The organism is Flectobacillus sp. (genome assembly GCF_049240685.1).
Classification (GTDB): domain Bacteria; phylum Bacteroidota; class Bacteroidia; order Cytophagales; family Spirosomataceae; genus Flectobacillus.
Genome location: NZ_JBMLSD010000425.1, coordinates 50,022 through 64,305, shown reverse-complemented (window position 1 = coordinate 64,305; position 14,284 = coordinate 50,022). Strand labels below are relative to the sequence as shown.

Here is a 14,284-nt window from a genome sequence, read left to right as displayed (position 1 = left end):
CTGTAAGTATTTGTGGTTAGGTGGATAGATGTTTTTAGTTGTACTCAAATTCAGCTATCTATGTTTTAGATTACTGTTTTTTACCTTCAAAACTCATTCCCATTGCTTCGAGTTTGACGCCATTAACTTTTCCTGTGTCATCTCTTACAAATTGGACTTTTGCTTTGCCATCGGCGTCATACTTATCAGGCTCGAGCTCTGTTAATGCGCCACCTTGTCCACCAGCGTTGAGTATTACTTTTCCGTCTTTAATTTCGACTTCGATAAACTCAAAAGGCAAACCCGTCATTTTGTATTTTCCAGCATAATCACTTAAATCTTTCGACTTTGAGGGTTCAATCGCTTGTGCTGGTGTACTATTTCCCAATTCATCCTTGAAGGCTGTTCCCATAATTACCATCAACGAACCTTCTGCTTTTGGATTTTGGAAAACAATATACAAATCATGTGTGCCATCTGTTGGGTTAATTGGTACGTTTAATGGTGAAGGGGCAAATCCTGCTTTATCACTGGCTTCTAAGAATGCAGATTCTCCGACGAGTTTACCCGTTGGTGAATCAAGATGAATTTCGACTTTTCCCCCTTGTGCGTTTAGTTGTGCTTTTGGCGCTGCCGCTAATAACTCTAATTGTTTGATATTTGTCAAATCCGCATTTTTTAATACGATATAAGAACCTGATTTGCTAGGAATCATTAGTTCGTTGCCTCCAAAACTCATTTTTGAAACAGCCTCATATTGGTCGTATCCGTGTGGGCTGATTCGTGGGTTGCGTAAAGTAAAAGTTTGTTCGGAACTCAATGATGGAATACCGTTTGCTCCTTGGTCTTGATAAGAGGCACGTAAGATATATACACCTTGACCCTTATCACCAGCGCCAACTTTTGCAGTAAAGCTACCTTTTGTCGGAAGAGTTTCTTTTGCTTTTTCGTCTGCCAAATTCAAGATATATTTTACCATTTCAGCTGCATCGCCAGTTGATAATTGTGGGTGACCCGCCATGGCTACTTCGCCCCAAACTCCGCTACCTCCAGAGATTACTTTTTTGGTCAAACGCTCCAAAGCACCAGCATCGCCTTTGTATTTTTTTGCCACTTCACGGTAAGTTGGGCCTACCGATTTTTTGTCCATACTATGACACGCTTGGCAATCACTCGCATCGATTAATTTTTTACCTTTTACCAAACCTGTGCTTGCATCCGCCGAACGGTGTCCTTGTGCAATGGCAATTTTATCAAATCCTTCTGCCAAGTAATCAATATTTACTGCTACTTGTTCTGGTTTGATTTTACCATTTTCAAGACTACCATCTTCTTTATCTTTTACTTTTACCTCATAGTCAAATGACTTGTTTGGGAAGAAGAAAGTTTTATTGCTTTTTGGTAAATCAAAAGACAAAACAGGAGGCTCGTTTCCGGCTGATACTTCCATGGCTTGGGTACTAATACCACCTTTCCCGTCCGAGACTGTCAGTGCTACATTGTAAATTCCAGCCTTTGTGAGTGTTACATCTGCTGATGGCGTTGTGATTACTTTATTAAAGCCATTTTTCGAAGAAATTTTCCAAGAATAGGTCAACGCATCGCCATCTGCATCTTTTGTACCTTTTGAGTCAAGGCGAAGTTTAAATGGAAGTGCTCCTCCCATTTGGTTGGCAGCCATTTGAATAGCTGGTTTACGATTGCCACCGTTGTATTCAATACGAATCAAGCGGGCATCGTCGTTGGCCGTAAACCAACCCGAACCGTACTCGAGCATATACAAATCGCCATTCGCATCAAATTCCATATCCATTGGATTACTAAAGCGATAGCTTGGCATAAACTGTTCCATATCGGTCAGATTACCTTGTTTATCCATGGTTACAGCCATAATCCATCCTCGCATCCAGTCATATACCAACAATTTTTCATTGTAGTATTTTGGAAAAGCACGTTTTGCATTTTTGAAATCTTCACTATAAAATACGGGTCCTGCCATCGCATTGCGGCCACCGCTACCAACTAGTGGAAACTCAGCCGAGGCAGCATAAGGATACCAAATAAATGCTTTTTGAGCAGGAGGTAGTACTTTCAAACCAGTATTATTGGGTGAAGTATTAGTTGGAGCAGCGGCATCCCATTTTTCTAATGAAACATTTTTAACGAAGTCATATTTATTGTAAGCTTTGTTATCACCTACAAAATGAGGCCAGCCAAAATTGCCAGGTTTACGCGCTTGTCCTACTTCATCATGTCCTTCTGGTCCTCGGTCGGCCGCTGGTTTGCTAGCATCTGGCCCCACCTCGCCCCAATACACATATCCCGTTTTTTGATCGACCGAGATACGGAATGGGTTACGGTGTCCCATTGTATAAATTTCTGGACGAGTGTTTGGTGTACCCTTTGGAAACAAATTTCCTTCGGGAATAGTATAAGAACCGTCGGCTGTCGGTTTGATACGAATAATTTTTCCTCTTAAGTCGTTGGTATTAGCCGAAGATTTTTGAGCATCCCAAGGAGCACGGTCGGGGCGTTCGTCACTAGGGCTGTAGCCGTTTGAGCCGTGAGGGTTGGTATTGTCACCTGTCGAGAGATATAAATTCCCCATTTTGTCCCAAGCAATAGAACCGCCTGTATGACAACATTGCTCACGCTGAGTAGGAATGTCCAATAGAATCTTCTTTGAAGACATCACTAATTCATCGCCCTTCAATTCAAATCTAGCTAATACGTTTTTAGATTCTTTTGGATCAGAATAATACAAATAGATCCAATGGTTTTGCGCAAAATTTGGGTCTTTGTTCAAACCTAATAATCCATCTTCTGCTTCAGATTCTTTACCTTCTCTATCTTTATATTTAGTACTTACTTCAATGTTGGCAATCGTTTTAAGCTGTTTTGTTTTCAAATTATACAAACGAACAGCTCCATGACGCTCGATAAACAAGATACGTCCGTCATTCAACACGCTCAATTCCATTGGCTCGTTGAGCTTTTCTTCTAAAATAACTTTAGCAAAACGGTTTTCTTCTGGACGAGCTTTTGAAAAATCCAAAGGCTTCGGCGAATCTCCACCCATCACATAGTTTAATCCCGCCCAAACGTGGTCTAGGAAAAGAGGTTCTGCAAAGGTTTCATCGGTATGACCCATAGCAGTATAGAACGAGCGACCGCCGTCAAATTCGTGATACCAGCTGATAGGATGGTCATCTCCATTTTTACCACCTATATAGCTTTTCTCATCAATTTTTACCACTACATTGATTTTAGGATTGATGTTTTTGAAGCTATAAAACTCATCACTACGCTCAAACTCACTTGGCATATTCTTGGTAGCCCAACTGTTTTTGTCGACTACAAAGAATTTACCTTTTTGAACATTGCTTGGGGTCATTGGGTGGTCAAGAAAATAAGCGCCTGCCAACTTGCCATACCACGGCCAATCATACTCGGTATCTGTAGCAGCATGAATACCCAGATAGCCACCACCTGCTTGAATATAGCGCTCAAATTCAGCTTGTTGTGTTGGGTTTAGTACGTCGCCTGTTGTACTCAAAAATACGACAGCATTGTATTTACGAAGATTTTCATTGGTAAAGGCATTCGCATCTTCTGTGAGGTCAACAGAAAAGCCTTTTTCTTTACCCATTTTTTGAAAAGCTGCTTTGCCTACTTCGATAGATGCATGTCTGAATGCAGCCGTTTTGCTGAAAACTAATACTCGTTTACCTACATTTTGAGCATAAGTACCAAACTGAAGAATGGTACAGCCCAAGGCTAACAACAAGAGATTCAGTTTTCTCCATTGATTGAAAAGAAGATTCTTCATTGGAATAGTGTTCTGAAGGGTTGTGTTAATTGGATAAGTTAAATTCTAAAAAGGTATATTTTTATTATTTTCCCATTTTGAGACAATAATACTTGATTTTTTAGAAGTAGCAAAATATTTACATAAATTTGTAATTATCCGCCATGATTGTGTAGACCGATGGTGTAGAGTAAAAAGTAAAATCAAAGTGCTTTGTTTGACAGCAATAAAAGTTATTTTGAGCTTGTAGTTACGAATTAAAAAGTAGAAGGTATCACATGAAGAGAAAAATTGATTTGAATGGTTTTTTGGAAAATAAACAAAATTTTATTCCCCATCTATCAATAGATAGTGTCATTTTTGGTTTTCACCAAGACCAGTTAAAAGTCTTGCTTTTGAGGGTTCATGATTCGGGTGTGTGGAGTTTATCGGGTGGTTTTGTTCGGATGGATGAGGGTATCGACCCAGCGGCATTGAGGATTTTAAGAGAAAGAACAGGGTTAGAAAACATCTATTTGGAGCAATACCATACATTTGGTCATGAAGAGCGCTCCAAGAACAATACCTTGGCAGATATTCTTGATTTTGGACATACAGAGGAATTTAGAAATTCTTGGCTCAACAAGCGTTTCGTATCGATTGGCTATTATGCTTTGGTAGATTTTTCAAAAGTAAATCCAACACCAGATTCCTTCAGCGACAAGGCTGCATGGTTTGATTTAAAGGATTTGCCCCCAATGATTTTTGACCATCGTCAAATGATTGACAAGGCCTTGGAAAGTCTTCGTGCCAATTTAGATACCAAACTGGTAGGTTTTAACCTATTGCCCGAAACCTTTACCATGCCCGAACTCCAAAGTCTTTATGAGACCGTTTTGGGGTATCCGCTTCGCAGAAATAATTTTCAGCGAAAAATGCTTAGTATGGATATCTTGGAGAGAATCGAAAAACTATATACTGGTGCTGCAAATAAAGCTCCTTATCTATACAAGTTCAAAGCGCCATCTGTGGAGATTGCTGATGCGTTGTAAGTTTCTGATTATTAGTTTCTTGTATTAAGAAAGAACAAGTTGATTTTGCTAGGTTCACCCTGATTTTTTACCTTTAGTGCTAATTTAGGTAAAAAAGCGTTTCTCAATATTAGACAGAGGATTGAAGAAAAATACCTTGGGACATAGATTAACAAGGGGAATTTTATTTAATACTTAATCAAGATAAAGTATTAAATAATAAAGAGTAATTTGCGGAAAACTTACTGTACTTACCCTTTCAAAATCCCTGATTAATTATGAGAAAAATTTCGCATTTACAGCTTTTGTTGTTTTTGCTTTTAGGCTTAAACACGTTTGGACAAAAAACTAAAAAACTTTATACCTTTCCTATTGGTGCGCAGGCATATACTTTTCGAAATAGCTTTCCTAATGGAATCACTGCAACGCTCGATACAATCAAAGCATTAGGAATCACCGAACTCGAAGGGAATGTCCCAAAAGGAATGGAAGCAACGGAGTATCTTAAATTATTGAAAGAGAGGAATATAAAGGTTCCTTCGACAGGTGCTGGGTATGAAGAGATTGTTGCAAATCCTATGAGTGTGGTTGAAAATGCCAAAAAGCTAGGAGCTAAATATGTGATGGTGGCATGGATACCTCACAAAGATGATTTTGATATTTTTGAAGCACAACAAGCGGTAGAAGATTTTGATAAAGTTGGAAAAGTTTTGGCTGAAAATGGTATTACTTTTTGTTATCATATTCATGGATATGAGTTTATTCCGTATCAGGACGGAACGCTGTTTGACTTTATAGCTCGACGCACTAATCCTAAGTACGTTTCTTTTGAGCTAGATATGTTGTGGGCGTTTCATGGTGGCGCCAATCCCGAAGGACTTTTGGACAAGTATCCCACCAGATTCAAAATGCTACATGTAAAAGATTTACGTAAGGGCGTACAAGGAAATCATTCTGGTTCGACTCCCGTAACCAATGATGTGACTTTAGGCACTGGGCAAATCGACGTGGCGGGTATTATCAGAAAGGCTAAAAAACTAGGAATTAAGCACTATTTTATCGAAGACGAAAGCCCTATCCAAAATATTCAAGTGCCACAAAGTATTGCCTATTTGAAAAGCTTGAAAGAATAAGTCAGAGTGTTGAGATAGGTGTTGCTTTGCGATTTTCACAAAAAAACTGTAACTATGTAGCTCAATCCAACAGACTTTGTGATGAATTCAGTACACCGTTCGGCTTTTGCGAATGACCCTCGAAATGTTTATACGATTCCTGCTTTTAGTATCCATCTCCTCAACGAAATTTTGATAATTCAACATAGCGAATCTGTCCCTGATACAAGTATCAGGGGCTTTTTTGATTTACCAGTTGGTCATATCGAAATTAATTGGGTTGTGTTTGAACATCCGATGGGCTATTTGGTACAAGTTAATTTAGTGGGTGATTTGTTACAAACCCATTGTAATTGTGAGTCCTCCAAAGTTAAAATGTGTCCTCATCAAGCGCAGGCTTTGCACAATATTCAGAAGCACCAAGATTTATTGATTTTCTTTGACGATGCCTTACGTTTTAGAAAGGTACGCGCCAAAGCTTATGATTATGGTTTGGAAGCTGAACCTGATTTGATGAAGTATTTTCGTTTACTTTATCAGGAAAAACAAACACATATTCTACCCAAAAATCCTGCCCTTTTTGCCTTTACAAACGATACTAAGGTGGCTTTGCAAGACCAATTATTGTCGGCAAATCATTGGCAACATTTGTCTAATACACAAGGACATGAAAATCTGATTGTAGTTTTTAAATTGCATAAATACTTTGATCACTTTCATTTAGAGCTATATCAAGCTGATTTTACCAAGGAGGGAAAACCTAAAAATCCATTGATTTCAAGAGCGCCACTAGATAAAATTTGGCAAATTGACCAACCCGACGTATTGAAGTTTTTTATGGCTGTGGCTCGCTTTCAGCATAATTATGAGCAGACGCCTCCCGAAGAGGATTTAGCTAGTTTGAAAGCACTTGTCAAAAATCCTTTGGCTTTACCGATTTTTTATCATAATCATAAAACTTCTGTCAATATTGCCTCACAGTCGATTGTGCCTGTGCAATTGAGTACGCTTCCCATCGAGTTACAGTTGGAGGTCTTTCAGCAAAATGAGATGTATGAAATAAAGGTATACCTTCAAGTAAACGGACAGGTATATCCTCTGCAAGATTTGACTTTAAAATATGGCTATTTTATTCAAATTCATCAAACGATGTATTTGGTAGATAATCTTCATTTTCTCAAAGTAATTTCCTTTTTTAGAAGACATAATTATTACCTCGTCTTGCATGAATCAAAATATACAGAGTTTCAAAAGGAGATTCTCGACCCACTTGAAAGACATGTTCGTGTCAAATATTCCTATTTAAAACCAGCAAGTCCTGAGCAAATTCAGGAGGTAAATCTCAATCAAGCTTTGGTTAAGATGATTTATTTGTCTGAATATGAGGATTATATCTTGCTGACGCCAACGATGGTTTATGGCGAAGTAGAAATTCCTGTTTTGTCCAAAAAACAACTTTATGCCATTGACCGAAAAGGCAAGCCTTTTACCCTCCCTCGTAATGAGCCTGAAGAACAACGTTTTTTGGGAATATTAATCAGACAACATCCAGATTTTGAAGAGCAATTATATCAGGAAAGTTTTTATTTACACCGAAAAAGATTTTTAGAAAATGAATGGTTTTTGGATGCGTTTGAGGTTTGGCGAGAACAACAAATCAAAATTCTAGGATTTAATGAATTTAAGAAAAGTAGATTAAGTGCGCATAAGGCTAACGTGAGTGTGGTGGTTAATTCGGGTATGAATTGGTTTGATACGACTATCAAAATTCAGTTTGGGAAACAGAGAGTTTCGTTGAAGCACCTACAGAAAACAATTAAAAACAAAGAAAAATATGTTACTCTCGACGATGGCTCTTTGGGTATTTTGCCTGAGTCATGGGTTGCTAAATTTGCGGAGTATTTTCAAGCTGGGGAAATAGTCGAAGAAACTTTGCGAGTTCCACAATCCCGTTTGGGAAGTCTTGAAGAACTTTTTGATGCCGAAATGTTGACGCAAGAAGTCAAAGCTTTAAGTCAAGACTTTAAAGATAAGATTGAAAATCTTGACAAGATAGAGCCTATCCAAGTTACCTCTTTACTTCATGCTCAGTTGCGGAGTTATCAATCTGAGGGTTTGAATTGGCTGGCTTATTTGAATCAGTTGTGTTTAGGAGGCGTATTAGCCGACGATATGGGTTTGGGCAAAACGCTTCAGGTATTAGCTTTATTTTTATGGCAAAAAGAAAAAAGTACGCTTAAAACAAATTTGGTGGTTGTGCCTACTACTTTGATTTTTAACTGGTTAAAAGAAATTGAAAAGTTTGCGCCTACTTTAAAAGTGCTAGTCATGCACGGCCCCAATCGTCCTGAAAATACAATTGGTTTTGAGGAATATGATGTTGTTATTACGACCTATCATACACTTTTGTCTGATGTAAAGTTTTTACGAAAATACCTGTTTAATTATATTGTTTTGGATGAGTCCCAAGCTATCAAAAACCCTGAATCACAGCGATATAAGGCTGTTTGTATGTTGCAAAGTCGACATCGTTTGGTGATGACAGGTACGCCCATTGAGAATAATACCTTCGATATTTATGCACAGTTTTCTTTTGCTTGTCCAGGACTTTTAGGAACAAAGCGATTCTTCAAAGAATATTATTCTATGCCAATTGATAAGTTTAAAGACTTGTCAAGGGCTCAAGAATTACAACAAAAAATCAAGCCATTCGTCCTTCGAAGAACCAAACAACAGGTAGCCAAAGAACTTCCCGAAAAAACTGAAATGGTACTTTACTGTGAAATGAGCACCGAGCAAAGAAGGGTTTATGAAGCTTATGAGCGAGAGTTTTGGGATTATTTGAATACAAAAAAAGAAGGGGATATTCCGAAAGAAAGATTACATATTTTACAAGGTTTGACTAAACTCCGCCAGATATGTAACTCGCCTGCCTTGCTCAGTGATGAAGAGTTTTATGGACATGAATCAGCCAAATTGCAAGTTTTGATTGAAGAGATAGAAAACAAATCTCCGAAGCATAAAATATTGGTTTTTTCACAGTTTGTAGAGATGTTGGAGTTGGTCAAGAAAGAATTGCAACTTCGAGATATCCCTTTTAGTTATCTGACAGGACAGACCACAAATCGCTCAAAGGTGGTGGAGCAATTTCAGAATGATGACCAAATTAGGGTATTTCTGATAAGCTTAAAGGCTGGTGGAATAGGGCTTAATCTTACCCAAGCCGACTATGTATATTTGATAGATCCTTGGTGGAATCCTGCCGTAGAAAATCAGGCGATTGACCGAGTGTATCGAATAGGACAGCAAAAAAATGTGGTAGCTGTTCGTTTGATTTGTCCAGATACAATTGAAGAAAAAATGATGACATTGCAGTCTAATAAACAACATTTGGCGAATGAGCTTATTAAAACTGACCAAGATATGTTACAAAGTATGACAAAAGATGATTTGTTGAACTTGCTAAAACATGGATAGATAGGATTTTTTGTTAAAAAACAATCTTGTAAAAATGCAAAGGTGCTAAAACAATCATTTTATGTTTCAGTGCCTTTGCATTTTTTCTTAAAACTTACTTTATTACACTTGGATACAAAACACCGTCAAGATTAGTCATTGAGAGTCCCAACAATTTTGCCACAATTGGCGCAATATCTTCGAGTCCCATCGTTGGAATTACCACATCAGATTTTATATCAGCGCCGTAAGCGATGAATCCAGTTTCTATTTCTTTGAAATTTGGAAAATAGCCATGAGTTCCACCTTTGGCTGGTTTTAAGAATGGTTCTTCAAAAGAATCTGAAAACGAAAATCCTTGTTTGGCTGTCAGTGCAAGAGCTGCTTCTGGGTCAGCGCCAATAGCTTGGTAATCTTCTGGCTTTACAATATCGAATAACTTCTTGGTGCTAGCTGGCAAATCTGCCAAGATTTGTTGAACCTGCTTAAGTGTTTGTTGGTCTTTTTTATCTTTCAAATACAAAAATGCCATTCCGCCTTGTGGGTGGAAAGTGGCTTTCCAATTTCCTCTATCTTTCTTTTTTTCCATCAAACCAGCTTTTACAAGCCATGTATTAGGAGAAAGTTGTGCATGAATATTCACAAATCCATGATCACCGACAATCAAAAATGTAGTACTATCCTTGATACCTGCACGTTCGGCAGCTTCCATAATTTTACCTACAGCACGGTCAGCACCTGCGATAGCTCTCATGACACTTGGACCATTACGACCTTCTTTATGTTCAAAATGGTCTAGGTTGAAAATGTGTACAGTCGTCAAATTTGGTTTGTATTTTTCCAATACGTAAGCTGCCATTCTTGCAATATTTTCATCCATTGTCAAGTAATCGCTATCCATCGCTTTGGCAGTTAATTTGCCTGTTGCTTCACGTTCAATTTCTTCAAACAACCCTTGTGGTTTTGCAAATTTGCGCATTTGAATCAATGGATCTGCTACATTTTTTTCAATTTCAGTTTCTGGAATATTATAATCTACGGTTTGTGTACCCACTGTTACAGGCCAGTGGATAGAGGCTGTTTTAAGCCCTTTTTTATGTGCTGCATCCCAGATGGTTTCTGATTTAATCAAGTTGTTTTCCCAGTTCCAACGACCAGTTTGTCCTGTTGGCTCGAATGGAGTATTATGAAAAATCTTGTGTTTATTAGGTAAAACTCCTGTCACAATCGTAGTATGCGAAGGATAGGTAACAGTCGGAAATACACCTCTTACACCATCCGAAGAGGCACCTTGTTGAGCCATTTCATGAAGGTTTGGCGTAGGCCACTCAGCCTGACGATAAAAGTCTGGACGAAAACCGTCAATACTAATAACAACAACATACTTTGATTTTTGGGCAAATGTTATCGAAACCGTGGTCAACAATAACATTAGAAAAATAGCTTTTTTCATTTTTGGATATTTAAAGGTAGGATAAAAAAGGCTGTTAGAGCATCCATCTGACCTAACAGCCTGAAGGAGTATTAGTGCTGAATTGGGAATGATGAATTGTGATTATAAATATCTAATTATCAGAATTTTAATCTTAAAGTCAAATTGACAACTTGGTAAGATATGATGAGTTCACAATTCACGATTAATAATTCATAATTCACGCTCACTAGAATGCGTATCTTAAACCAAGTTGAATACGCCAAGGAGTTCCGCCTGCGGTTGATTGCTTACGACCAGCGCCACTTTCCACAGTGTAAGTATAGTTTTTAGTGGTTTGATCAAAACCAGTCATCGTTACCAAGTTGATATTACCATGGTTATAACTTACACCTTGAGTTTTATCCAAAAGGTTCATAAAGTTGAAGCAGTCGGCAGATACAGATAGCGTTCTACTAAGAATTTTTATATCTTTTGTTAAACGCAAATCAACGGTATAGTAAAATGGATTGACACCACCATTACGCTCTGCTACTTTACCAATGTTTTGTCTGATATAGTTTTTAACACTTTCCGTTACTTCTGGGTTATCCAATAATCCTTGAATACCTTTTCTGATTGGTTCTGGAACGCTTGGGTTATTTGGATCAAATACAAAAGCTAAGTCATTTGTTAATACGAAGTCACCATTCAAACTTTTATTACCACCTACCATGAATGAGTAGCGTGTACCTCCAACACCATTGAGGATAGCACCTAATTGGAATCCTTTTACGCTTGGAGTAGCCGCCGAAATCACTAATTTGTCTGAAAATTGGTCATCAGAGTATGATACTGTTTGGTCACGAGGGTCGTCTACAACTGGTCTGAAGGTCGAAGTATTAGCTACACAACAGTTGAAAGAGGTATTATCTTTTGTGTCATTTTTGGTGTAACTAATTGATAAATAGCCATCTTGGCCGATTTTCATACTTGCGTCCAACACAATAGCGTATTGGTCTAATACACCTGTCGACTCTAATTCTAACACACGACCAAGATTTTTATCTTTTCTACCTTGAGTCCAGTCTGTTGAGCCATTGGCAGGAATGGTATTAGCAGGAACGTAAACACCACGGTTAGCTTCGTTACTCAGTCTGAAATAAGGCTCGTCAACAATGTTTCGGTCATAATATACATAGTTGTTGACAGTTTTTGACCAAAGTAAATTTACCCCAGCTCTAAATCTTTCGTTGAAAAATCTATTATACGAAAGGTTCATTTTGTAAATAGAAGGTACTTGGAAATCCTTGCTTACTGCGTTGATTGTAGATACATAGCTTGCTCCCGCAGGAATGCCAGGTGTCGTAGATGGATTGTTGCGATACGAAACAAAATCAGGGAATGGAACACCAGCACCTGAAATGTCAATTGAGCCTACCATCGTACCACTGTTTTGGATATTGTTCAATTGCAAGTATGAAACTGGTTGTGCTGAGAAAATACCACCACCCAACTTAACAATATCTTTTTGGCGACCTTTTACGTCCCATGTCAACTGGAAACGAGGTTGGATATTGTTATAATCAGCTAAAGTATTGTTTGTTTTGATACCTAAACTTGTTTCGGTCTTAGGATTTGCATCGCCCTGACGGAAGAAAATTGTAGCATCATAACGCAAACCAAGCATGGCACTCAAATTGGGTGTTGGGTTAAAATCAACTTGCGCAAATAGCGCTAAGTCAAGCAATGATTGTTTAACCGCTGGATTAACCAAGGGTACTTCTCTCGCATAACGACTTGGCTTTTGGTCAATAAAATCTTGTAAACTGTTGAAGAAAAAGCGACCGTTCATTTCGTTCACAATTGTTGAATTCAAAAACGTCAACATATTGTCAGTACCGAATTTGTAGTTGAAGGCACCCTTGCGCAAATAGGTTGTATTGGCCAATTGGATTGTTTTATCTCTTGTTGTTTCAGTACCAAAACGTTGTCCACCAAACTGTACGGTTCTAGTTTGTGTCGCACTCGGATTACTAGCCGTTGGAATCACCGAGCGAACGGTAATGATAGCTCTTGGAATATTGGCACTTGGTAAATCGTCATTGACAATATAATCGCGAGCTACAGTTTGGAATTGTACTTTTAGCTCATTGGTTATATCTGGACTCAATGAAGAACGAAGAGAGACTAATGTGCTGTTTTCGAGTGACTTAAATCCAATCCAGCTTTCGAGTAGGTTAATATTGGAGTTATCAGAAGTAGAATTCGGACTAAACCATGTAGTAAGGTTATTACGGAAAGTAAGTTTATTTTTATCATTAATCTGCCAATCTAATCGGGCAAAAAGTGCATTCGCTTCGGTTTGTCTCGAAAAATCACCATACTGTTGGGTGTTTTTCATACCATATTTTGCTCTTGCTACCTCGATTAACTTATCCAAATTTTCTTTGGTAATCCCAAAGTTTTGTTCCTGTGTTTGGTTATACACTGGCGCAATCTGGTAAGGAATCGTTTCTGTCTGACGGTCATAAGCTACGAAGTAGTGAAGTTTATCTTTTACGATAGCTCCACCCAATGAAAAGCCATATTGTTTTTGGTCAAAAACTGTAGTACGTGGAGTTCCGTTGATATTGTACTCACTAGCCAAAGGAAAAAGCTTATTTCCTAAAAATGTTGCTTGATTGGCACGTTGGAAGAAAAAGGCCGAACCTTCTGTTTTGTTTGTACCATTTTTGGTAACAGCATTCACCGAACCGCCCCCTTGACGACCCTGTGTGACGTCGTAGTTATTGGTTGAAACCTGATACTCACGAATTGCTTCTTGTGAAATAGTATAAGGTCCATTACCGATTGCGCCGTTGGTGTACATATTACGAGCATTTACACCGTCCATGGTTACGTTGGTCGAAGAGCTGCGCTGGCCACCAAAGCTACCATTTTTACCTTGGAGTGGAGACAATGCCGTTAGAGCCGTAAAGTTTCGTCCTTCCATAGGCAATTGCTTCATCTGAAGAGAGGTCACAGCGATAGCTGCTCCAGCACGTTCGGTTTCTTTGTTGACAAAATTGGCGCTTACTACAACTTCTTTCAGTTCTGTATTGCTTTGCTTTAATTGAGCATTTACTCTCAACTTATCGCCTTGATTTAAAGCATAATCTGTGAACTTGGTTGTTTGATATCCAACAAATGAAATCGTAACCGAGTAAGGCTTACCCAAAGGAAGCTGTTGAATCTGGAATTCACCCTGCGCATTGGTGACAGTTCCAGTCTGAAAGCCTGTTGATTCATTTCGGACTTTAACAGAAACGCCTGGCATAATCTCGCCACTTTCATCAGTAATTTTTCCTAAAATGGTGGCGTCTGTACCTTGTGAAAATGAATTAAATGAGATAAACAGCCCTAAAAAAGTAAGGATAGTTTTTAGCTGTTTTAGAAGATTTGAATACTTTTTTAAAGTAGTAAACGTGAGCATAAACATGTATGTGTTTTGTTGAGGCCACAAAAG

At 38.4% G+C, this 14,284-nt stretch carries 6 protein-coding genes; 3 read left to right on the top strand and 3 right to left on the bottom strand.

Features of this window, described 5'->3' with window-relative positions; all coding sequences use genetic code 11:
* Positions 1–70: 70 nt before the first annotated feature.
* Positions 71–3,808, bottom strand: coding sequence for a ThuA domain-containing protein (locus ACOVQ4_RS19345; RefSeq protein WP_421822251.1), 3,738 nt, complete (start codon positions 3,806–3,808; stop codon positions 71–73).
* A 257-nt stretch (positions 3,809–4,065) separates the two neighbouring features.
* Here ACOVQ4_RS19345 and ACOVQ4_RS19340 point away from each other — a divergent pair, with 257 nt between their 5' ends.
* From ACOVQ4_RS19340 to ACOVQ4_RS19330, 3 genes are all read left to right on the top strand, one after another.
* Positions 4,066–4,818, top strand: a complete 753-nt coding sequence (locus ACOVQ4_RS19340; protein WP_421822250.1) for an NUDIX hydrolase — start codon at positions 4,066–4,068, stop codon at positions 4,816–4,818.
* A gap of 257 nt (positions 4,819–5,075) precedes the next feature.
* Positions 5,076–5,930, top strand: coding sequence for a sugar phosphate isomerase/epimerase family protein (locus ACOVQ4_RS19335; RefSeq protein ID WP_421822249.1), 855 nt, complete (start codon positions 5,076–5,078; stop codon positions 5,928–5,930).
* 81 nt (positions 5,931–6,011) lie between these two features.
* Complete coding sequence (locus ACOVQ4_RS19330) at positions 6,012–9,386, top strand: DEAD/DEAH box helicase (protein WP_421822248.1); 3,375 nt, start codon at positions 6,012–6,014, stop codon at positions 9,384–9,386.
* A 94-nt stretch (positions 9,387–9,480) separates the two neighbouring features.
* Here the strand turns inward: ACOVQ4_RS19330 and ACOVQ4_RS19325 are convergent, their stop codons facing one another.
* Positions 9,481–10,818, bottom strand: a complete 1,338-nt coding sequence (locus tag ACOVQ4_RS19325) for an alkaline phosphatase family protein (RefSeq protein WP_421822247.1) — start codon at positions 10,816–10,818, stop codon at positions 9,481–9,483.
* Between the two features lie 208 nt (positions 10,819–11,026).
* Positions 11,027–14,251, bottom strand: coding sequence for a carboxypeptidase regulatory-like domain-containing protein (locus ACOVQ4_RS19320; RefSeq protein ID WP_421822246.1), 3,225 nt, complete (start codon positions 14,249–14,251; stop codon positions 11,027–11,029).
* Positions 14,252–14,284: the final 33 nt, after the last annotated feature.

Excerpts from the sequence above, each read along its gene's own strand:
- ACOVQ4_RS19345 (WP_421822251.1), bottom strand. The coding sequence starts at position 3,808 with ATGAAGAATCTTCTTTTCAATCAATGGAGAAAACTGAATCTCTTGTTG.
- ACOVQ4_RS19340 (WP_421822250.1), top strand. The coding sequence starts at position 4,066 with ATGAAGAGAAAAATTGATTTGAATGGTTTTTTGGAAAATAAACAAAAT.
- ACOVQ4_RS19320 (WP_421822246.1), bottom strand. The coding sequence starts at position 14,251 with ATGCTCACGTTTACTACTTTAAAAAAGTATTCAAATCTTCTAAAACAG.
- ACOVQ4_RS19335 (WP_421822249.1), top strand. The coding sequence starts at position 5,076 with ATGAGAAAAATTTCGCATTTACAGCTTTTGTTGTTTTTGCTTTTAGGC.
- ACOVQ4_RS19330 (WP_421822248.1), top strand. The coding sequence starts at position 6,012 with ATGAATTCAGTACACCGTTCGGCTTTTGCGAATGACCCTCGAAATGTT.
- ACOVQ4_RS19325 (WP_421822247.1), bottom strand. The coding sequence starts at position 10,818 with ATGAAAAAAGCTATTTTTCTAATGTTATTGTTGACCACGGTTTCGATA.